We start from the raw sequence: 20,249 nt of genomic DNA, 5'->3' as shown, positions 1-20,249 counted from the left end.
CCCCACCACTTTGAGCCTCTGCCTTCACTGGTAGGGGCTCATAGCCGTTTTAAGGCGTATCCGGGTGGAGAGACCCCCGGTAGGCTGTCTCAACGGCAGTTCAAGGGCGTCCGGCCAGTCCGGGACGGATCGAGGGAGTGTGTGCTTTGCCGACTGGCAAGGTCAAGTGGTTCAACAGTGAGAAGGGCTTCGGCTTTCTCTCCCGTGACGACGGCGGTGACGTCTTCGTCCATTCCTCGGTCCTGCCCGCCGGAGTGGATGCGCTCAAGCCGGGTCAGCGCGTGGAGTTCGGTGTGGTCGCCGGACAGCGCGGTGACCAGGCGCTTTCGGTCACCGTTCTGGACCCGACCCCGTCGGTCGCGGCAGCGACGCGCAAGAAGCCGGACGAACTGGCCTCCATCGTGCAGGATTTGACGACCCTCCTGGAGAACATCACACCGATGCTCGAGAAGGGCCGCTACCCCGACAAGACCTCGGGCAAGAAGATCGCCGGTCTGCTGCGCGCGGTCGCCGACCAGCTCGACGTGTAAGCGCCCTTTCACGGGAATTCCAGGGCCTCCGGGCCGAGGGGCGGTACGAGTCCCTCGGCCGCGGCGCGGGTGAGCAGGCCGCGGATCGCCGCGTAGCCGTCCTCACCGAGGTCGGCGGTGAACTCGTTGACGTACAGGCCGATGTGCTGGTCGGCGACGGCCGGGTCCATCTCCTGGGCGTGCTCCATCACGTACGGGCGGGAGGCCTCGGGGGCGTCCCAGGCGGCGCGCACGGAGGTGCGGATCGCGTCGGCCAGACCCGTCAGGGCCCCGGCGCCCAGTGACCGCTTCGCGATGATCGCGCCCAGCGGGATCGGCAGCCCGGTGGTGTGCTCCCAGTGCTCGCCCATGTCCGCGAGCTTGTGCAGCCCGTAGTTCTGGTAGGTGAAGCGGGCCTCGTGGATGACGAGGCCCGCGTCGACCTTTCCGTCGCGCACGGCCGGCATGATCTCGTGGAAGGGCATCACGACGATCTCGCCGACCCCGCCGGGGACCGTGTCGGCGGCCCAGAGGCGGAAGAGCAGATACGCCGTCGACTTCTCGCTCGGCACGGCGACGGTACGGCCGCCCAGCTCGGCGCCCGCCTCCCGGGTCAGCACCAGCGGCCCGCAGCCCCGGCCGAGCGCGCCCCCGCAGGGCAGCAGCGCGTACGCGCCGAGGACGTAGGGCAGGACGGCGTAGGACACTTTCAGTACGTCGAACTCGCCGCGCTCGGCCATGCCGTTGGTGATGTCGATGTCCGCGAAGGTCACGTCGAGCGCGGGCGCGCCCGGCACGCGGCCGTGGGCGAGGGCGTCGAAGACGAAGGTGTCGTTCGGGCAGGGCGAGTACGCGATCTGCAGGGGCTGCTCACTGGTCATGCGGGTTCCAACTCTCCAGGACGGGCGCCAGCTTCCCGAAGGCCTCGGTCAGCGCGGTCAGGGCGTCACCGATGCGCCAGGCGGCGCGGTCGCGCGGGCCGACGGGATTGGACACCGCGCGGATCTCCACCACGGGCACGCCGTGCGCGGCGGCCGCCTCGGCCACTCCGAAGCCCTCCATGGCCTCGGCGAGGGCGCGGGGGTGGCGGGCGCGCAGGGCGGCGGCGCGCTCGGCGGTCCCCGTCACCGTGGAGACGGTCAGTACGGCTCCGGGGTGTCCGCCGGTCGCGGCCACGAGGTCTCGTACGAGTGCGTCCGGTGGCCGGTGGGTGACGGTCCCGAAGCCGAGTTCGGTGACCGGTACGAATCCCTGCGCCGTCTCCGCGCCCAGATCGGCGGCGGTGATCTCGTCGGCGACGACGAGGGAGCCGAGGGGGGCCTCGGGCTGGAAGCCGCCGGCGATCCCGGCGGAGACCACGAGGCCGTAGGGGTTGCCCTCCAGGGCGGCGGTGGTGAGGGCGGTGGCCGTGGTGGCGGCGGCGAGGGCGGGGCCCACCCCGGCCGCGATCACGGTGGGGCCGTGTCCCGGGAACGCCTGGGCCACCGCGTCCCGTTCGACGGGGACCGCGGTGGCCACGAGCACACGTACGCGGGACATGTCGGGCTCGGTCAGTCGTCCTTCTTGAACTTGAAGTTCCACAGGCCGGTGACCGCCGTGCCGCTCTTCTTGCCGTTGCCCGCCTTGATGGAGACCACGGTGGAGTTGCCCTGGGCGCCGTACTGGGCGTTGAAGAAGACGCTGCCCGGGATGGTGCGGTAGGTCTTGTCGCTGTCCTCGGTCAACGGCTGACCGTTCATCAGGATCGTCCACCGCTTGTCCGCGATGTCGGGGTCGACGCCGAAGCGGACGGTCTCGTCGGGGTCGACCTTGATGGACTTGACGTTCTTGTCCTGCAGGCACTTGGTCAGGGCGGCGGTCTGCAGCGTCTTGCCCTCGCCGCCGCAGGTGGCCTCCGAGCTGACGGAGGAGCGGCCGACGGTGATCGTGGCCAGCGGCGTCGGCTTGTCGCACGCCGACAGCACGAGCAGTCCGGCGGATACGGCGCCGACGGCGGCGACGGCCCGGCGGCGTCGCACAGCGGCGGCGGTGACATCTGCGGCTCCGCCGCGTGGCATCGAGGTCATGGTGGAAGGCTATCTGGCGCCTTGGGCCGCTCCGTCACGCGGGGTGTGCGGCGTGCCTGTGCGTTAGGCCACGCGGGGCCGTGCGGCGCCGCCGTGCCGGGCCGAGCTGAGCAGACCGCGGACCGTGGTGAACAGGCCGAGCGCGAGCACCGCGGCGGCCAGGCACAGGCCCGCCGTGCCGTTGAGCGGCATCACGATGCCGATCGCGCCGCCCAGCACCCACGCCATCTGGAGCATGGTCTCCGAGCGTGCGAACGCCGAGGTGCGCACCGGCTCCGGCACGTCCCGCTGGATCAGCGCGTCCAGGGAGAGCTTGGCCAGCGCCTGCGAGAACCCGGCGACGGCGGCCAGGCACGCCACCAGGAGCGCGCCGAAGAAGATCGCCGCGACGATCGCCGCGCCCAGCACGATCGCCACGACCGTCACGATGATGATCTCCGGCGCCCGCTGTTTCAGCCACGAGCCGACCGCCGTGCCGAGCGCGTTGCCGGCGCCCGCCGCGACGGCCACCATGCCCAGCGACACGGCCGCGCTGGAGCCGGTCAGAGGGTGCTCGCGCAGCAGGAAGGCGAGGAAGAAGGTCAGGAAGCCGGACAGCCAGCGCAGGGTGGCGTTGGCGCCGAGCGCGTGCGTGACCGCGCTGCCCACGGTTCTCAGGCCGGGGCGCTTGACCGCCTTGCGGTGCGGTCCGTGCAGATGTGCCTCGTCCGCGGCGAGCAGGGCGATGTCCTCGCCCTTCGCCGAGTCGACCTTCGGTGCCAGGGAGAAGGACAGGAACATGCCCCAGATGTAGATCACGAAGGCGCCGTAGAGCGGCCAGCGCGGTCCTATCGCGTGCAGGCCCGCTCCGATGGGGGCCGCGGCTCCGGTGGCGAGGAGCCCGCCGAGGGTGACCCGGGAGTTGGCCTTCACCAGGGAGAAGCGGGGTGGCAGCAGACGGGGCACGACGGCGCTGCGCACGACGCCGTACGCCTTGGAGGCGACGAGGACGCCGAGTGCGGCCGGGTACAGCTCCAGGCTGCCGGTGGAGACCGCGCCGGAGATGATCAGCGCGAGCAGCGCGCGGGCCAGCATGGAGCCCGCCATCGCGGCCCGGCGGCCGTGCGGCAGCCGGTCCAGGAGCGGGCCGACCACCGGGGCCAGGACCGTGAACGGTGCCATGGTGATCGCGAGGTACAGCGCGACGCGCCCGCGGGCCTCGTCGGTGGGTACGGAGAAGAAGACCGTCGAGGCGAGGGCGACGGTGATCATGACGTCGCCTGCGCCGTTCACCGCGTGCAGTTCGATCAGCTTGCCGAGGCCGGATTCCCCGGCGCCGTGGGCGTGGGTCGCCTTTCTGATGCCGCGGGCTGCTCCGGTCACCGGGAAGTGCAGGGCACGGCCGACCGCGCGGACGGACCCGCCGAACCGGCCCGAACCGCCACCACGACCGCTGCCCTTGGTCCCACCGACTCCGGTGGTCCCTGGGGGTGTCCTTGCGGCTGCCACCCCGTCATAGTGCCCCGAGAAACCCGTGTGTAGTGCGGTTACCGCGCGTATGGGCGCGTACTTGGCGAGTTGATCGGTCCGCCGGAGGTTTCGGGCACGGGAAACGTCCCGTCGGTGTAGGCCGAGCGGTCGCGAGAAGGTAGCGTGCGTAGCGCGTCGTGGCGAACGTTCTCGGCCGCGCGCCTTGCGGACATCCAGCAGAATGGATGTATGAGGTGCGCCCGAGCGCGATCGGGCGTGGACGTCGACGCGGTCCCTCGGTCCGCTCCGTCCGCTCCCACCGCCTTCAGGCCGGCGCACCCGAGTGACGGCGTAGGAGAGAAGCGATACCTGTGAGCGCAGCGACAACGCGAAGCCGCACCCCCGACCGCCTGTGCGCCGAGGCCGTCGACCTCGCCCGCGCCGCAGCCGAGGAGGCCGCCGCGCCCGGGGTGGTGGGCGAGCACGTGGGGCTGGAGTCCGAGGGCGACCGCGTTGTCACGCACTTCTTCGAGTGCAAGGAGCTCGGGTACCGGGGCTGGCGCTGGGCGGTGACGGTCGCGCGTGCCTCCCGTGCCAGGTTCGTCACGCTGGACGAGGTCGTCCTGCTGCCCGGTCCGGACGCGCTGCTGGCGCCGGAGTGGGTGCCGTGGAGCGAGCGGCTGCGGCCCGGGGACATGGGGCCGGGCGATCTGCTGCCGACCGACGCGGAGGACCTGCGGCTGGAGCCGGGGTACTCCGGCGAGGACCAGCCGGCGCCGGACTCCGCCGTCTCCGCGGAGATGGCGGAGCTGGCGGAGGCGGAGGACGCGGAGGTCACCTCGGGCGTGCCCGCGAGCCTGCCCGTCGCCCCGGCCCGCGGCTCCATCGCGGCGGTCGCCGAGGAACTGGGGATGCGCCGCTCCCGGGTCCTCTCCCGCTACGGGCTGCACATCGCCGCGGACCGCTGGGAGGAGGCGTACGGCGCGAAGACGCCGATGGCGCAGGCGGCGCCCGCGTCCTGTGTCAGCTGCGGCTTCCTCCAGCCGATCGGCGGCTCGCTGGGGCAGGCCTTCGGTGTCTGCGCCAACGAGTTCTCCCCGGCCGACGGGCGGGTCGTCTCGCTCGCCTACGGCTGCGGTGGCCACTCCGAGGCGGCGGTGATGCCCAGGCCGCCGCAGCCGGCTCCGCCGGTGATCGACGAGACGCGGGTGGATCCGTTCCCGCTGCGGCCGGCGCCGGACTCGGGTTCCGTACCGGCCGTCTCCGACGAGTCGGCGGCGGAGCTCGGGCACTCGTAGCTCCGCGGGCCGGTGGGGGTGGGTGCCTGGGTGCCTTTGGGGGCCGCGCCCCTGGAACAGCGCCCCCGGAACACCCGTTTCTTCTCTTCCGGCTTCCCGGCTTCCCGGCTTCCCGGCTTCCGGCTTCCCGGGCTTCCGGCTTCCCGGGCTTCCGGGCTTCCGGCTTCCCGGGCTTCCGGCTTCCCGGGCTTCCGGCTTCCCGGCTTCCGGCTTCCCGGGCTTCCGGGCTTCCGGGCTTCCGGGCTTCCGGGCTTCCGGGCTTCCGGCCTTCCGGGCTTCCGGTCCGGAAGGCCGGGTCCGCGAGCGCCGGACGGGCTGGAAAACGTCGGCCCGTGCCGAGACGGTGCTGCCGGCGCACGATCCGGGGCGGAGCCCCTCGGTATCTCGCGGTACCTTCGTGCTCACGTCGACGAGGGCCGACGGGTCGACGAGGGCCGATGAGGAGTAGCAACGTGAGCAAGTTCGTGCGGCCCGCAGCCGAGGGTGCGGACGCTTTCGGGACCGCCCGGCTCAGGCGAGGTGTGCTCGACGCCTGGGCCACCAGTCCCGCCCGGTTCCGGGAGGACGCCAACGCCGAGGAGGAGCTGGTCCTCGGCGGCTACCGCGACCGGCTCGTCGTGGAGCTCGCCCAGAACGCCGCGGACGCGGCGGCCCGCGCCCGGGTGCCCGGCCGTCTGCGCCTCACCCTCCGCGACGGAGTCCTCGTCGCCGCGAACACCGGCGCCCCCCTGGACGCCGCCGGCGTGGAGTCGCTGGCCACCCTGCGCGCCTCCGCGAAGCGGGACGCCCGGGAGACGGCCGTCGGCCGCTTCGGCGTCGGCTTCGCCGCCGTGCTCGCCGTCACCGACGAGCCCGCCGTGGTCGGCCGCCACGGCGGCGTCCGCTGGTCCCTCGCCGAGGCCCGTGAGCTGGCCGCCGGGACGGCGCGCGACAACCGGGAGCTGGGTGACGAGATCCGGCGCCGGGACGGGCACGTGCCGCTGCTGAGGCTGCCGTTCGCGGCCGAGGGCACCGCTCCCGACCCGTACGACACCGCCGTCATCCTGCCGTTGCGCGACACGGCCGCCGCCGACCTCGCCGAGCGCCTCCTCGAAGCCGTCGACGACGCCCTCCTGCTCGCCCTGCCCGGCCTGGAGGAGGTCGTGATCGAGGTCGGCGGCGACGCCCCGCGCACGCTGCGGCGCGGCACCGACGGGCCCTTCACCGTCGTGGCGGACACCCGGCACGGCACCACGCGCTGGCGCACGTCCGCCGCGCACGGCCCGCTCACCGCGGACCTGCTGGCGGACCGGCCGGTGGAGGAGCGGCTGCGGCCCCACTGGTCCGTCACCTGGGCCGTGCCCGCCGGGCCCGACGGCAGCCCCGAGCGCCCGCGCACCAGCCCGGTGGTACACGCCCCGACGCCGAGCGACGAGCCCCTGGGCGCGCCCGCGCTCCTCATCGCCTCCTTCCCCCTCGACAGCACGCGCCGGCACGCGGCCGCCGGCCCCCTCACCGACTTCCTCGTGCAGCGGGCGGCGGACGCGTACGCGGAACTCCTCGCCGCGTGGCGGCCGGTGACCGAGGGCGTCATCGGTCTCGTCCCCGGCCCGCTGGGCAAGGGCGAGCTGGACGGGGCGCTGCGGCAGGCGATCCTCGACAGGCTCCCGCGCACCGCCTTCCTGCCGCCCGCCGCCGGGCCCGGCCCCGCGGTCTCCGGTGCTGCCCAGCCCGGCTCCGAGTCCGGCTCCGAGTCCGGCTCCCGCGGTGAGGAGGACTCCGATCTGCCCGAGGCCCTGCGGCCCCGGGACGCCGAGGTCGTCGAGGGCGCGGGCGCGGACACCGTGCGGGTGCTCGCCGAGGTGCTGCCCACCCTGCTGCCCGCCGGACTCGAACGGCGTGTGGAGCTGCGGACCCTGGGCGTCGCCCGGGTCCCGCTCACCGACGCCGTCGACCGGCTGGCCGGGCTGGAGAAGGAGCCCGGCTGGTGGCGGCGGCTCTACGACAGCCTCGCCGGGGTCGACCCGGACCGGCTGTCCGGGTTGCCCGTGCCGCTGGCCCGGGACACCTCCCGGGCGTCCGGCGCGGCGGGCTGCAGGACCACGATCGGGCCCCGGCAGGTACTGCTGCCGGGACCGGACGCCGCGCGCGTCGCCCCGGAGACGCTCGCCCGGCTCGGGCTGAAGGTCGCCCACCCGGACGCGGTCCATCCCCTGCTGGAGAAGCTGGGCGCGCTGCCCGCCACGCCGCGCGCCGTGCTCACCACCCCCCAGGTGCGGGCGGCCGTCGCCGCATCCCTCGACGACGACGGCGGGCTGGACTGGGAGCAGGACGCGCCCGACGCCGAGGAGCTGGCCGAGACCGTCCTCGCGCTCGTGCGGGACGCGGGACTGGACCCGGGCGACGAGCCGTGGCTGGGCGCCCTCGCCCTGCCCGACGAGGACGGTGAACTCGCGCCCGCCGGTGAGCTCGTGCTCCCCGGCAGCCCCTTCCACGAGATCATGCGGGAGGGCGAACTCGCGACCGTCGACGCCGAGCTGGCCGGGCGGTGGGGGCGGCAGCCGCTGACCGCCTGTGGCGTGCTCGCCGACTTCGCGCTCGTCCGGGCCGCCGACGTCGTCCTCGACCCGGACGAGCTGGAGCCCCGCGAGGGGGACTTCGCCGAGCCCGACGACCCCGGTCTGCTGGACGCGGTCGACGTGTGGAGCGAGGACGTCCTCGACCGGTTCCCCGACTCGCCCGTACCGCCCGTCGCCACCGAGCTGCTCGGCGTGCGCGACCTGGATCTCGTGGACGACGACAAGTGGCCGCAGGCGCTGGCCCTGCTCGCGCGGCCGCCGCTGCGCGACGCGCTCACCCAGCCGGTGCGGGTCCTGCTGCCCGACGGCACGCACGAGACCGTACGGCCCTATACCGCCTGGTGGCTGCGCGGGCACCCGGTGCTCGACGGCCGCCGGCCCGCCGGCCTGCTGGCCTCCGGCGGCGATCCGCTGCTGCGCGGCCTCTACGACGAGGCGGACGCGACCGGGTTCGAGGACGAGCAGGTGCTGCGGGCGCTCGGCGTACGGACGTCCGTGTCCTCGCTGCTGGCCGAGCCGGGCGGCGCCGCCGAGCTGCTGGACCGGCTCGCCGACCCCGGACGCGTGGTCACCGGCGCCCAACTGCACGCCCTGTACGGTGCGTTGGCCGAGCTGGACCCCGAGCAGGTGACCCTGCCGGACGATCTGCGGGCCGTCGTCGACGGGCGGGTCGAGGTGGTGGACGCCGCCGAGGCCGTCGTCGTCGACTCGCCCGACCTGCTGCCCTTCACCCGCGGCGTCCCGCTGCTGCCGGTACGCCCGGCCCGTGCGGCCGAACTGGCCGAACTCTTCCAGGTGCGGCGCCTGAGCGAGTCCGTCACCGGTGAGGTGCACTCCGAGGGCGCCGAGCACGACGTGCCGGACCCGGTGCGCGTCCTGCTCGGCCCGCGCACCCCCTCGGCCTACGTCGAGCACGAGGAACTCATCGTCGACGGCGTCGGGCTGGACTGGCGCCTGACCTCCGACGGCACCCTGCACGCCGCCACCCTGGAAGGGGTGGCCGCCGGGCTCGCCTGGGCGGCCGGCCAGTGGCCGCGCCGCTTCGAGGTGGCGGCCCTGCTGGAGGACCCCTCCCGCACCGGGGAGCTGGCCCGGGACCGCTGGTTCGACTGACCCGGCTCTCCCGGGTGAGGCGGGACGTCCGAAACACGCCCTACACCGGGAAGCGGCGGCCGACCCACCTCCACAGGAGTTCCAGGGCGGCCGCCGCCACCGCCGCCACCGCGACCGCGAGCCACGGCATCGTCATGCCCACCAGCTTCAGGGCGAAGAAGTGCTGGAGCCACGGGACCATGAGCACGAACAGGAAAGCCACGCCCATCGCGGCGACGAGGGCGATCCGCCACCAGGTGTAGGGGCGGGCGATGATCGCCAGGACCCACATCGAGATCAGGAAGAGGGTCAGGGTCGCCGCGCTGGTCTCGGCGTCCAGCTGACCCGGGCCCGTGTAGTAGTGGCGGGCCGCCAGATAGGTCACGAAGGTGGCCGCGCCCGCCACCAGCCCGCCCGGGATGGCGTACCGCATGACCCGCCGTACGAAGTGGGGCCGGGCCCGTTCCTTGTTCGGGGCGAGGGCGAGGAAGAAGGCCGGGACGCCGATCGTCAGGGTGGAGAGCAGGGTCAGGTGGCGGGGCAGGAAGGGGTACTCCACCTGCCAGCACACCACCAGCAGCGCGAGCAGCACCGAGTAGACCGTCTTGACGAGGAAGAGGGTCGCCACCCGCGTGATGTTGCCGATGACCCGCCGGCCCTCCGCCACCACCGAGGGCAGCGTCGCGAAGCTGTTGTCGAGCAGCACGATCTGCGCGACCGCGCGCGTGGCCTCCGAACCGGAGCCCATGGACACGCCGATGTCGGCGTCCTTGAGGGCCAGGACGTCGTTCACGCCGTCGCCGGTCATCGCGACCGTGTGGCCGCGGGACTGCAGCGCCGCCACCATGGTCCGCTTCTGCTGCGGGGTGACGCGCCCGAACACCGTGCCCTCGTCCAGCGCCCGCGCCATCCCCTCCGGCTCGGCGGGCAGGCGGCGGGCGTCGACGGTGCGCCCGGTCAGGCCCAGCTTCCCGGCCACCGCGCCCACGGACACCGCGTTGTCACCGGAGATGACCTTGGCGTGGACGTCCTGCTCGGCGAAGTAGCGCAGGGTGTCGGCGGCGTCGGGGCGCAGCCGCTGTTCGAGGACGACCAGGGCGGTGGGGCGGGCGCCCCGCGCGGGCTCGGGGTCGTCGAGGTCACGGCCCGCCCGGGCGAGGAGCAGCACCCGCAGGCCCTGCTCGTTGAGCCGGGCGGTCTCCGCGAGCGCCGGGTCGTCCTCGGCGAGGAGCACGTCGGGCGCCCCCAGCAGCCACGTGCTGGACTCGCCGTCGCCCTCGCTGAAGGAGGCGCCGCTGTACTTGCGGGCGGAGGAGAAGGGCAGGGACTCCGTGCAGCGCCAGTCCTCGACGTCGGGGTAGGCGTCGATGATCGCCTGGAGGGAGGCGTTCGGACGCGGGTCGGACTCGCCGAGCGCGCCCAGCACCTTGCGCACGTAGGACTCCTCGGCGCCCTGCAGCGGCCGGAGTTCGGTGACGTCCATGCCGCCCTCGGTGAGGGTGCCGGTCTTGTCGAGGCAGACGGTGTCGACGCGGGCGAGCCCCTCGATGGCGGGAAGCTCCTGGACCAGGCACTGTTTCCGGCCGAGCCGGATGACGCCGATCGCGAAGGCCACGGAGGTCAGCAGGACCAGGCCCTCCGGGACCATCGGCACGATCCCGCCCACCGTGCGCGCCACCGAGTCCTTGAAGCCGTGCTGCTTGACGAACAGCTGGCTGACGACCAGGCCGATCGCGGTCGGGATCATCATCCACGTCACGTACTTGAGGATGGTGGAGATGCCGGTGCGCAGCTCGGAGTGGACGAGAGTGAACCGGGAGGCCTCCTCGGCCAGCCGGGCGGCGTAGGCCTCGCGTCCCACCTTGGTGGCCTGGAAGGCGCCGCCGCCGGCGACGACGAAGCTGCCCGACATGATCGGGTCCCCGGGCCGCTTGGCCACCGGGTCGGCCTCGCCGGTGAGCAGCGACTCGTCGATCTCCAGCCCGTCGGCCTCGACGCACACCCCGTCGACCACGGCCTTGTCCCCGGGCCCGATCTCCAGCAGGTCGTCCAGCACGATCCCGGACGTGCTCACCTCGGCCGCGGTGCCGTCCCGGCGGACCGTCGGCCGCGCCTCCCCGATCACGGCGAGGGAGTCGAGGGTCTTCTTCGCCCGCCACTCCTGGACGATGCCGATGCCGGTGTTGGCGAGGATGACGAAGCCGAAGAGGCTGTCCTGGATCGGCGCGACGAAGAACATGATCAGCCACAGCACGCCGATGATCGCGTTGAACCGGGTGAAGACGTTCGCCCGGACGATCTCGCCCATCGACCGGCTGCTGCGCACCGGTACGTCGTTGACCTGTCCGCGCGCGATCCGGTCCGCGACCTCGGCCGCGGTCAGGCCGCGCGTGTTCACCGGGACGGGAACGGGATGCACAGGGTCGAGCTCGGCGCCCGCGTCGATGTGCCGCATGCCTTGACGGTACGTGCCGCTTCGCGGCTTCACCCGCCGAGTGTCCGGAAGATCCGACCAGGGGAGGAGCGCTCTCGTGCGGTGGTAGTACGCGTCACTCTGCGGGGGACGACTCCGCGGCCGCCGCCCGCTTGATCGCCGCGTCCCGCTTTCTGACGAACCAGACGCCGTACAGCCCGAGCACGCCTCCGGTGAGGCAGGTCCACAGCCACCACGTGTGTCCGTGGTCGTCGAACCAGCCGTAGAAGGGCAGCTGCGCCAGGAAGAGGACGAACCAGAGGATCGTGCCGCCCGTGATGGTGGCGACGACGGGGCCCTCCAGGGGCTCCGGCGCCTCGTGCTTGGGTGTCCACTTCGCCATGGGGACAGCTTACGAGGCGATCATGTCTACGCGCGGAGATAGCGTCGGCCGCATTTATATGTTCATACTGAAACTGTTTACGCTTGTCCACTTCTGCTCGTAGGAACATCCAATGCCCACCTCGGCTCCCGCCAAGGTCCCCGCCCCCGGACAGTCGGGGCAGGCGTCCGCCCACGGCGCGCTCGACCGCTACTTCAAGATCTCCGAGCGGGGCAGCACGCTCCCGCGCGAGATCCGCGGCGGTTTCGCCACCTTCTTCGCGATGGCCTACATCGTCGTGCTCAACCCGATCATCCTGGGCAGCGCGAAGGACATGTACGGTCACCAGCTGGACAACGGGCAGCTGGTGACCGCGACGGCGCTGACCGCCGCGTTCACCACGCTCCTCATGGGCGTGATCGGCAACGTCCCGATCGCACTCGCCGCCGGCCTCGGCGTGAACTCGGTCGTCGCGCTCCAGCTCGCGCCGCGGATGTCCTGGCCGGACGCGATGGGCATGGTGGTGCTGGCCGGTTTCGTGGTGATGGTGCTGGTCGCCACCGGCCTGCGCGAGCGCGTGATGAGCGCCGTCCCCTACAGCCTGCGCAAGGCGATCGCGATCGGCATCGGCCTGTTCATCATGCTGATCGGTCTGGTCGACTCCGGCTTCGTCTCCCGCATGCCGGACGCCGCGCAGACCACCGTGCCCCTTCAGCTCGGAACCGGCGGACACCTCAACGGCTGGCCCGTGCTCGTCTTCGTCCTGGGCGCCCTGCTCACCCTCGCGCTGATCGTCCGCAAGGTCCCCGGCGCGATCCTGATCTCGATCGTCACGATGACGGTCGTCGCGGTGATCGTCAACGCCGTCGCGAAGATCCCGAGCTGGGGCCTGACGACGCCCAAGTGGCCCGGCAACCCGGTCGCCACGCCGGACTTCGGCCTGATCGGCAAGGTCAGCCTGTTCGGGGGCTTCTCCCAGGTCGGTGTGGTGACCGGCGTGCTGTTCGTCTTCACGGTGCTGCTGTCGTGCTTCTTCGACGCGATGGGCACCATCATGGGTGTCAGCGACGAGGCCAAGCTGACCGACGCCCAGGGCCAGATGCCCGGCATCAACAGGGTCCTCTTCGTCGACGGCATCGCGGTCGCGGCCGGCGGCGCCAGCTCCTCCTCGGCCACCACCTGCTTCGTGGAGTCCACGGCCGGCGTGGGCGAGGGCGCGCGCACCGGCTTCGCGAACGTCGTCACCGGCGCGCTGTTCGCCGTGGCGCTGTTCCTGACCCCGGTCGCCACCATGGTGCCGTCCCAGGCGGCCACCCCGGCCCTGCTCGCGGTGGGCTTCCTGATCCTGGCCGGCTCGGTCAAGGAGATCGACTGGGCCGACCACACCATCGCCGTCCCCGCCTTCGTGACGATGGTGATGATGCCGTTCACCTACTCGATCACCAACGGCATCGGCATGGGCTTCATCACCTTCGTGGTGCTGCGGCTCGCGGCCGGGCGGGCGAAGGACGTCCCGGTGGCGATGTACGTCGTCTCGGCGATCTTCGCCTTCTACTACCTGATGCCGGCCCTCGGCCTGACGTGAGCCGCGCCCGCGCGCTCACGTGACCCCGTAGAACCTCTCCGTCTCCTCGACCGCGGTGTGGAACCGTTCGTCGAAGTCGTCCCGGATGAGCGTCCGGATCACATAGTCCTGGACGCTCATTCCTCTTTTCGAGGCGTGGTCCCGGAGCCGTTCGAGCAGCTCCCCGTCGATCCGCAGGCTGAGCACGCTGGTCCCCATGCACACGAGGGTCGCTCCCGGGTTGGCCGAGTTGTTCACTTTCAGCCACCGACTCACTCGTACGGGTGATTCCGGGTTTACCGGGACAAGGCTCCGGGGCCCTCTGGTTCCCGTGGCCGGAGTCACGGGAATCCGCGTGTCCGCCAGCTTGTTTAGCCAGAGTAATGAGTTACTCTAAGGATATGTCGGACCTCACCCATGGCGACGACGCTGCCGCCGTGAACTCCCTGCGCTCAGCCGTGATGCGGCTGTCCCGACGGCTCAAGCACCACCGGGTCGACGAGTCGCTGAGCCCCACCGAGATGTCGGTGCTGGGCACCCTGGCCCGCTGCGGTACGGCCACCCCGGGCGAACTCGCCCGCAAGGAGCACGTACAGCCGCCGTCGATGACCCGTATCGTCGCGCTGCTCGAGGCCAAGGGACTGGTCCGGCTGGAGCCGCACCCCGAGGACCGGCGCCAGAAGGTCGTCACCCAGACCGAGCAGGCCGAGGCGATGCTCGAGGAGAGCCGCGCCAGGCGCAACGCCTTCCTGGCCGGCCTGGTGCAGAACCTGGACGACGACGAGTGGGCGAAACTGCGCGCGGCCGCCCCCGTCCTGGAGAAGCTCGCGCACCTGTAGCAACCGCGCGGAGCACCGCGCGCCCGTCAGCAGCCCGTCACGCACGGCACGTCCTCACGAGGAGGCGAACGCTTTTGAGTCCGGGACCCGGAGCAGACTCCGCCCCCGCACCGAAGACCACCCACGACTCCCCGCCCGGCCCCGGCGCCCCCGCCGGCCGGCTCGCCGCACCCGCCCGCAGGTCCTCGATGTTCGCCTCCCTGAAGGTCCGCAACTACCGGCTGTTCTTCGTCGGCCAGGTCGTCTCCAACATCGGCACCTGGATGCAGCGGATCGCCCAGGACTGGCTGGTGCTCAGCCTCACCGGCTCCGCCACGGCCGTCGGTGTCACGACGGCACTGCAGTTCCTGCCGATGCTGCTCTTCGGGCTCTACGGCGGCGTCCTCGTCGACCGGCTGCCCAAGCGGCGCACGCTGCTGTTCACCCAGGCCGCGATGGGCGTCAGCGCCGTCGCGCTGGCCGCGCTGACGCTCTCCGGCGACGTCCAGGTCTGGCACGTCTACCTCGCCGCCTTCGCGGTGGGCCTCGCCACGGTCGTCGACAACCCGGCCCGCCAGTCCTTCGTCTCCGAGATGGTCGGCCTCGACCAGCTGCAGAACGCGGTCAGCCTGAACTCCGCCAACTTCCAGTCCGCCCGGCTGATCGGACCCGCCGTCGCGGGCCTGATGATCACCGGGGTGGGCACCGGCTGGGCCTTCCTCTTCAACGGCCTGTCCTTCGTCGCGACCATCGGCGGGCTGCTGGCGATGCGCGCGCGTGAGCTGCACGTCGTCGAGCGGAGCCCGCGCGGCAAGGGACAGCTGCGCGAGGGGCTGCGCTACGTCGCCGGGCGCCCCGAGCTGATCTGGACCATCGCCCTGGTCGGTTTCGTCGGCACGTTCGGATTCAACTTCCCCGTGTACCTGTCGGCCTTCGCCGGCGACGCCTTCCACGCCGGCGCCGGTGCGTACAGCCTCTTCAACACCCTGATGGCGGTCGGCTCGCTGGCCGGCGCGCTGCTCGCGGCCCGGCGCGGCACGGCCCGGATGCGGGTGATGACCGCGGCCGCACTGGCCTTCGGCGGGCTGGAGCTGGTGGCGGCCACCGCGCCGTCGCTGTGGCTGTTCGCCCTGTTCATGGCCCCGATCGGCATGTTCGGCATGACGCTCAACGTCACCGCCAACACCAGCGTCCAGGTGAGCACCGACCCGGCCATGCGGGGACGGGTGATGTCCCTCTACATGATGGTGTTCATGGGCGGCACGCCGATCGGCGCGCCGATCGCCGGGTGGATCACGGACGCGTACGGCGTCCGCGCGGGCCTCGCCGTCGGCGGCGCCGTCTCCGCCGCGGCGGCGGTCACGATCGGCCTGGTCCTGGCCCGCGTCGGCAACCTGCGCCTGTCGGTCGGCTGGAACCGGGGCCACCCGCGGCTGCGGTTCGTGCCGCGGGAGGCCCGGGAGCAGCTGGCGCGGGCGGCCTGAGGGCGGGACGGGCTCACACCCTGCGGGCCAGCACCTGTCCCGGCCAGCTGCCGCCGGTGACGTAGGTCTCGGTGCGGGTGAAGCCGTTCTCCTCGTAGTAGCGGACGAGCCTGCCGTCCTGGCCGGCGTAGCAGTCCACGCGCAGCAGCCGGATCCCGGCGCGTGCGGTCTCCGCGGCGGCGTGGGCGAGGAGGGCGCTGCCGGTGCCGTGGCCCTTGAAACGGCGGTCGGAGGCCAGCCAGTGGATGTAGCGCTCGGGCTCGCCGGGCGGCGCGAGGTGGGAGAGGTAGGCGCCGGGGCCGTCCGTCAGGGTGAGGGTGGCGGCCGGTACGCCGTCGGCCTCGGCGAGGTAGGTGGTGCCCGCGTCCATGTACCCGACGACCGACGCGACGGTCCGCTCGTGCCGGGACAGCGGCGCGGACCCCCACTGCTCGGTGCGTCCCTGCGCCACCAGCCACTCCACGCAGCTGTCGAGCATGCCGAGTATCGCGGGGACGTCGCCGGGCCCGCCTTCTCTGATCGTGATCTCCATGACCTCATGGTGGCAGCGGACGGCGGGGTGGAAGGGTGGTGCGCATGAGACTCTTCGCCGCCGTGCTGCCGCCCGAGGACGTCGTGCACGCGCTCGCCGCGGAAGTGGAGCGGCTGCGCGGACTGCCCGGCGCGCAGCGGCTGCGCTGGACCGGCAGCCCCGGCTGGCACCTCACGCTCGCCTTCTACGGCGGGGTCCGGGACGAGGCCGTACCGGAGCTGTCCTCCCGCCTGCAGCGCGCCGCGCACCGCACCGAGCCCTTCGCCCTCGCCGTCCGGGGCGGCGGCCAGTTCGGGCACGGGCGGGCGCTGTGGGCCGGCGCGGAAGGCGACCTGCCGGCCCTGCGCCTGCTCGCCGGCCGCGCGGAGGCGGCGGCGCGGAAGGCGGGCGTACCGATGGGAGAGCACCGCCGCTACCGGGCCCACCTGACGCTGGCCCGCAGCCGGGACGCGGTCGACGTCCGCCCGTACCTCGCCCTCCTCGAGTCCTTCACCGGCCCCACCTGGACGGTGACCGAGCTGGCCCTGGTCCGCAGCGACCTGCCGAAGTCGGGCGTACCGGGGGAGCAGCCCCGTTACGAGGCGGTCGCGCGGTGGCCACTGGGCAGGGCCGGCCGGGATGACGGGCGGCGGCGCCGGTAAGCGGCCGTACGGCGGGGCAGGCGCCCGACGAGGTGTCCGGGGGGCCGGTTACGCTCGATGGCGTGGACCCGAAGACCCGGAACCGGATCATGGCCGGTGCGCTGGTGCTGTTGTTCGTCGTGGTGGCGTGCGCGGCGGCGCTCAGGTAGCCGAACGCCGCCGCCGGTCCGCCGTCCGCTACCAGGCGAAGGCCTCGGGGGACGGGCCAGGACCCGGGAAGATCTCGTCGAGGCCGGAGAGCAGCTCCTCGCTCAGCTCCAGCTCGGCCGCGCGCAGCGCGGACTCGAGCTGCTCGGCGGTGCGCGGGCCCACGATGGGACCGGTCACGCCCGGACGGGTCAGCAGCCAGGCGAGAGCGGCCTCACCGGGCTTCACCCCGTGCTTGTCGAGCAGATCCTCGTACGCCTGGATCTGGGCGCGGACGGTGGTGTCGGCGAGGGCGTCCGCGGCCCGGCCGCTCGCCCGGCGCCCCTGGGTGGCCTCCTTCTTGAGCACGCCGCCGAGCAGTCCGCCGTGCAGCGGCGACCAGGGGATGACCCCCAGGCCGTAGTCCTGCGCGGCCGGGATGACCTCCATCTCCGCGCGGCGCTCGGCCAGGTTGTAGAGGCACTGCTCGCTGACCAGGCCGATGGTGCCGCCGCGCCGGGCGGCGATCTCGTTGGCCTGGGCGATCTTGTAGCCGGGGAAGTTGGAGGACCCGGCGTAGAGGATCTTGCCCTGCTGCACCAGCACGTCGATCGCCTGCCAGATCTCCTCGAAGGAGGTCTGCCGGTCGATGTGGTGGAACTGGTAGACGTCGATGTGGTCGGTCTGCAGCCGCTTCAGGCTGGCGTCGACCGCGCGCCGGATGTTCACCGCGGAGAGCTTGTCGTGGTTGGGCCACGCCTCGCCGTCGGCGCCCATGTTGCCGTAGACCTTCGTGGCGAGCACGACCTTGTCGCGCCGGTCACCGCCCTTGGCGAACCAGTTGCCGATGATCGATTCGGTACGGCCCTTGTTCTCGCCCCAGCCGTACACGTTCGCGGTGTTCAAAGATCAATTTTGACGCCATGATCCGAACCGCATGCCGTCACCCCTTGTGCGCGATGCGTGACACAGGGGAGAGGGAGAACGAGCATGGCGAGAGTTCTGGGTGTGATCCGTCTGTCGAGGGTGTCGGACGAGACCACATCGCCGGAGCGTCAGCGTCGGTCCATTCAGCGATGGGCCGATCAGGAGGGGCACGTCGTCGTGGGGTGGGTCGAGGACATCGACGTGTCCGGCGGGGTAGAGCCGTGGAAGCGTCCGGAGTTCGGCAAGTGGCTTCCCTCGACCATCGGGAAGGAGGTCAGCGCGATCGAGCACCGGATCGCGGTGGAGGAGTCGCGCGCCGACGAGTACGACATCATCTGCGCGCTGAAGATCGACCGTCTCTCGCGACGCGTGCTCCACGTGCACGCCCTCCTGGAGTGGTGCGAGAAGAACGGCAAGGAGGTCGCCACCGTCGAGGACGGGATCAACCTCAACACGCAGATGGGGATGCTCCTCCTCAGCCTGATCGCGTCCTTCGCGGAAGGGGAGCTCGAAGCCATCAAGGCGCGGGCCAAGTCCTCGTACAACCACCTGGTGAAGGAGGGGCGCTGGCGCGGTGGCCGCACTCCGTACGGTTACCGGGAGGAGAAACAGGAGACCGGCGACGGATGGAAGCTCGTCCCGGACGACTACGGGACCGACACGGCCGGGACGCTCCGTGAGATCGTCCGCCGTCTCATCGCGGGCGAGTCGGCGAACAGCATCGCGCAGTGGCTCAACGAGGACGTGTCGAAGACCCCGACGTCACTCGACGCCCAGATGATCCGTAACGGCAAGACCCCGAAGGGCAGCCGCTGGACCGCCTCGAACACGGCCAAGGTCGTACGTTCCCGCTGCATCCTGGGGCAGATGGAGGTGTCCGAGGAGGTGATGGTCGACGGGGAGAAGACGACACGACGCCGGGTCGTCCGGGACGCGGACGGCCAGCCCCTCCAGCGCGCGGAGCCTCTGATCACGCACGAGGAATGGGACCTGGCCAACAAGAAGCTGGACGAGAACACCAGCAAGCGCAACGGCAACCGCCAGGGTGGGTCGCCCTTGCTCCAGGTCGCGTTCTGCACATGTGGGGAGCCGGCGTATCTCGCCCCTGGCCGTAACTGGCCCTACTACCGCTGCGCCTCCCGTACCACGCACAAGCCGTGTCCGACCGGAAGCAAGGGCATCGCGGCGCACACGCTGGAGGACGCCGTGGGGAAAGCGTTCCTCCTCGCTGCCGGGGACGTCGAGATCGTCCGGAAGGTCTTCCGGCCGGGCGTGGACTACACGCGCGACATCGAGGAAGTGAACCGCGCCCTGTCGGATCTGAGAGAGGACCGCGAGGCGGGCCTCTACTCCAGTGAGCTGGGTAAGCAGGAGTACCGGGAGGCGTACAAGCGGTTGGACGCGCGACGTGAACAGCTCATCGCGCAGCCCACGCGCCCGGATACCTGGGAGGAGATCCCGACAGGAGAGACCTACCGGGAACGGTGGAGCACGTTGTCGACCCAGCACGAAAAGGGCAGGGAGCTACGCGCCGCAGGGGTCAAGGCCGTCATCCATGCCGAGCCGATTCCCGGGATGACCGCCGCGCAGCTCACGGCTCCCGATGGCCATGACGGGATGTGGCAACACCCAGTCGGGAGGGTTCAGGTTCTGATCCCCATGGACTTCAAGCAGCGTCTGCGCAACATGGCGGCGGTCCACAGCGAAGGCTGACCGACAACTGCATGCGACGAGAAGGGCCCTGTGGTTGGGGCCCTCCTGCGCGTTTGTAGGATGCCCGGCAGGTCGCCGCCGTCGCTCCCGACCGCAAGAGACCGAGTCCAGGCCCGATGCCCTGGGCGCCCAACCTGTGAAGCGCCGTGCCTCCCGCACGGCACCCCCGCGAAGAAGGGAGACACATGTCCCGCTGTCCGGCGGGGTCGCCGGCGCACCCTCGTGCGCCTCACAGGAAGGAGCCGCGAACCAGTGGCCATCAGCTTCGGTCATGACCGCCCGTGGGGCGGAGTCTCCCAGCGCGAATACCAGCGCAAGGCGCAGGACCCTGTACACCCGCTGGCCTACCGTGTCCACTTCGCCGCCATCGGATGGGCCGACCGTCACGGGCACGCAGCCTTCGCCCCTGGGAAGCTGGCCACCCTCCTCGGCAAGGACGGCAAACCCCTGTCCGACCAGAGCACGAACAACGCGATCGCACGCGCCAAGAGGCTCGACCTTGTATCGCCCATGGCGGAGTTCGAGCGCAGCCTCATCATGGAGCGCACCCGCGCCGGACTCGACGCAGCCAAGGCGCAGGGGCGTACCGGCGGACGGCCGTCCGTCGTGAACGAGGACGTGCTGACCGTGGCCCGCGCGAGGAAGGCGTAGGGAGAGAGAGCGTCAGTGCCATCGTC

The 20,249-nt window shown here is 72.0% G+C and carries 18 protein-coding genes; 9 read left to right on the top strand and 9 right to left on the bottom strand.

Annotation, left to right across the window (positions count from 1 at the left end; all coding sequences use genetic code 11):
- The first annotated feature begins 146 nt into the window (after positions 1-146).
- A complete protein-coding gene (locus tag ACJ9NR_RS17740; RefSeq protein WP_404189326.1) occupies positions 147-530 on the top strand; it encodes a cold-shock protein in 384 nt (127 codons plus the stop codon).
- 8 nt (positions 531-538) lie between these two features.
- On the opposite strand, the gene ACJ9NR_RS17735 is transcribed toward ACJ9NR_RS17740, so the two are convergent.
- The 4 genes from ACJ9NR_RS17735 to ACJ9NR_RS17720 all read right to left on the bottom strand — a co-directional run bounded on the left by ACJ9NR_RS17735 (position 539) and on the right by ACJ9NR_RS17720 (position 4,063).
- Positions 539-1,390: a 1,4-dihydroxy-6-naphtoate synthase gene (locus ACJ9NR_RS17735; protein ID WP_412488542.1), complete on the bottom strand. Its 852-nt coding sequence runs from the start codon at positions 1,388-1,390 to the stop codon at positions 539-541.
- Positions 1,380-2,048 carry a futalosine hydrolase gene (locus tag ACJ9NR_RS17730; RefSeq protein ID WP_412488541.1) on the bottom strand — a complete coding sequence of 223 codons (669 nt, stop codon included), beginning with the start codon at positions 2,046-2,048 and terminating at the stop codon, positions 1,380-1,382. The genes ACJ9NR_RS17735 and ACJ9NR_RS17730 overlap by 11 nt, the downstream gene beginning before the upstream one ends.
- Positions 2,049-2,059: 11 nt before the next feature.
- Positions 2,060-2,575 (bottom strand): DUF2771 domain-containing protein, encoded by a 516-nt coding sequence (locus ACJ9NR_RS17725; RefSeq protein ID WP_412488540.1) that lies wholly within the window; start codon positions 2,573-2,575, stop codon positions 2,060-2,062.
- Between the two features lie 63 nt (positions 2,576-2,638).
- Positions 2,639-4,063 carry an MFS transporter gene (locus ACJ9NR_RS17720; protein ID WP_412488539.1) on the bottom strand — a complete coding sequence of 475 codons (1,425 nt, stop codon included), beginning with the start codon at positions 4,061-4,063 and terminating at the stop codon, positions 2,639-2,641.
- A gap of 332 nt (positions 4,064-4,395) precedes the next feature.
- Here ACJ9NR_RS17720 and ACJ9NR_RS17715 point away from each other — a divergent pair, with 332 nt between their 5' ends.
- Complete coding sequence (locus tag ACJ9NR_RS17715; protein ID WP_412488538.1) at positions 4,396-5,322, top strand: DUF3027 domain-containing protein; 927 nt, start codon at positions 4,396-4,398, stop codon at positions 5,320-5,322.
- A gap of 452 nt (positions 5,323-5,774) precedes the next feature.
- Positions 5,775-8,993: a sacsin N-terminal ATP-binding-like domain-containing protein gene (locus ACJ9NR_RS17710; protein WP_412488537.1), complete on the top strand. Its 3,219-nt coding sequence runs from the start codon at positions 5,775-5,777 to the stop codon at positions 8,991-8,993.
- Between the two features lie 40 nt (positions 8,994-9,033).
- Here the strand turns inward: ACJ9NR_RS17710 and ACJ9NR_RS17705 are convergent, their stop codons facing one another.
- Together ACJ9NR_RS17705 and ACJ9NR_RS17700 are read right to left on the bottom strand one after the other, a co-directional pair.
- Complete coding sequence (locus ACJ9NR_RS17705) at positions 9,034-11,427, bottom strand: HAD-IC family P-type ATPase (RefSeq protein WP_412488536.1); 2,394 nt, start codon at positions 11,425-11,427, stop codon at positions 9,034-9,036.
- A gap of 94 nt (positions 11,428-11,521) precedes the next feature.
- The gene (locus tag ACJ9NR_RS17700) at positions 11,522-11,788 is read right to left on the bottom strand and encodes a DUF2530 domain-containing protein (protein ID WP_412488535.1); all 267 of its coding nucleotides are present in this window, start codon (positions 11,786-11,788) and stop codon (positions 11,522-11,524) included.
- A 112-nt stretch (positions 11,789-11,900) separates the two neighbouring features.
- Here ACJ9NR_RS17700 and ACJ9NR_RS17695 point away from each other — a divergent pair, with 112 nt between their 5' ends.
- Complete coding sequence (locus ACJ9NR_RS17695; RefSeq protein ID WP_412488534.1) at positions 11,901-13,352, top strand: NCS2 family permease; 1,452 nt, start codon at positions 11,901-11,903, stop codon at positions 13,350-13,352.
- Positions 13,353-13,367: 15 nt separating this feature from the next.
- Here the strand turns inward: ACJ9NR_RS17695 and ACJ9NR_RS17690 are convergent, their stop codons facing one another.
- Complete coding sequence (locus tag ACJ9NR_RS17690; protein ID WP_412488861.1) at positions 13,368-13,556, bottom strand: ribbon-helix-helix protein, CopG family; 189 nt, start codon at positions 13,554-13,556, stop codon at positions 13,368-13,370.
- 176 nt (positions 13,557-13,732) lie between these two features.
- Between ACJ9NR_RS17690 and ACJ9NR_RS17685 the strand changes: the two genes are divergently transcribed.
- On the top strand, positions 13,733-14,170 hold the full coding sequence (locus tag ACJ9NR_RS17685; protein WP_412488533.1) for a MarR family winged helix-turn-helix transcriptional regulator: 438 nt from the start codon (positions 13,733-13,735) through the stop codon (positions 14,168-14,170).
- A gap of 74 nt (positions 14,171-14,244) precedes the next feature.
- Positions 14,245-15,633, top strand: a complete 1,389-nt coding sequence (locus ACJ9NR_RS17680; protein ID WP_412488532.1) for an MFS transporter — start codon at positions 14,245-14,247, stop codon at positions 15,631-15,633.
- A gap of 13 nt (positions 15,634-15,646) precedes the next feature.
- Here ACJ9NR_RS17680 and ACJ9NR_RS17675 read toward each other — a convergent pair whose 3' ends face one another.
- Positions 15,647-16,165 carry a GNAT family N-acetyltransferase gene (locus tag ACJ9NR_RS17675; RefSeq protein WP_412488531.1) on the bottom strand — a complete coding sequence of 173 codons (519 nt, stop codon included), beginning with the start codon at positions 16,163-16,165 and terminating at the stop codon, positions 15,647-15,649.
- A gap of 44 nt (positions 16,166-16,209) precedes the next feature.
- On the opposite strand from ACJ9NR_RS17675, the gene thpR reads away from it, so the two are divergent.
- Positions 16,210-16,806: an RNA 2',3'-cyclic phosphodiesterase gene (gene thpR / locus ACJ9NR_RS17670; RefSeq protein WP_412488530.1), complete on the top strand. Its 597-nt coding sequence runs from the start codon at positions 16,210-16,212 to the stop codon at positions 16,804-16,806.
- A 177-nt stretch (positions 16,807-16,983) separates the two neighbouring features.
- Here the strand turns inward: thpR and ACJ9NR_RS17665 are convergent, their stop codons facing one another.
- Positions 16,984-17,838, bottom strand: a complete 855-nt coding sequence (locus tag ACJ9NR_RS17665) for an aldo/keto reductase (RefSeq protein WP_412488529.1) — start codon at positions 17,836-17,838, stop codon at positions 16,984-16,986.
- A gap of 84 nt (positions 17,839-17,922) precedes the next feature.
- On the opposite strand from ACJ9NR_RS17665, the gene ACJ9NR_RS17660 reads away from it, so the two are divergent.
- A complete protein-coding gene (locus ACJ9NR_RS17660; RefSeq protein WP_412488528.1) occupies positions 17,923-19,572 on the top strand; it encodes a recombinase family protein in 1,650 nt (549 codons plus the stop codon).
- 252 nt (positions 19,573-19,824) lie between these two features.
- Entirely contained in the window at positions 19,825-20,223 is a 399-nt protein-coding gene (locus ACJ9NR_RS41715; protein WP_434056972.1) for a recombinase family protein, read from the top strand.
- Positions 20,224-20,249 lie beyond the last annotated feature (26 nt).

Source organism: Streptomyces sediminimaris (assembly GCF_047049295.1).
GTDB classification, from domain to species: Bacteria; Actinomycetota; Actinomycetes; order Streptomycetales; family Streptomycetaceae; genus Streptomyces; species Streptomyces sediminimaris.
The sequence above is the reverse complement of the archived record's forward strand: the minus strand, read 5'-3'. Positions and strand labels throughout refer to the sequence as shown.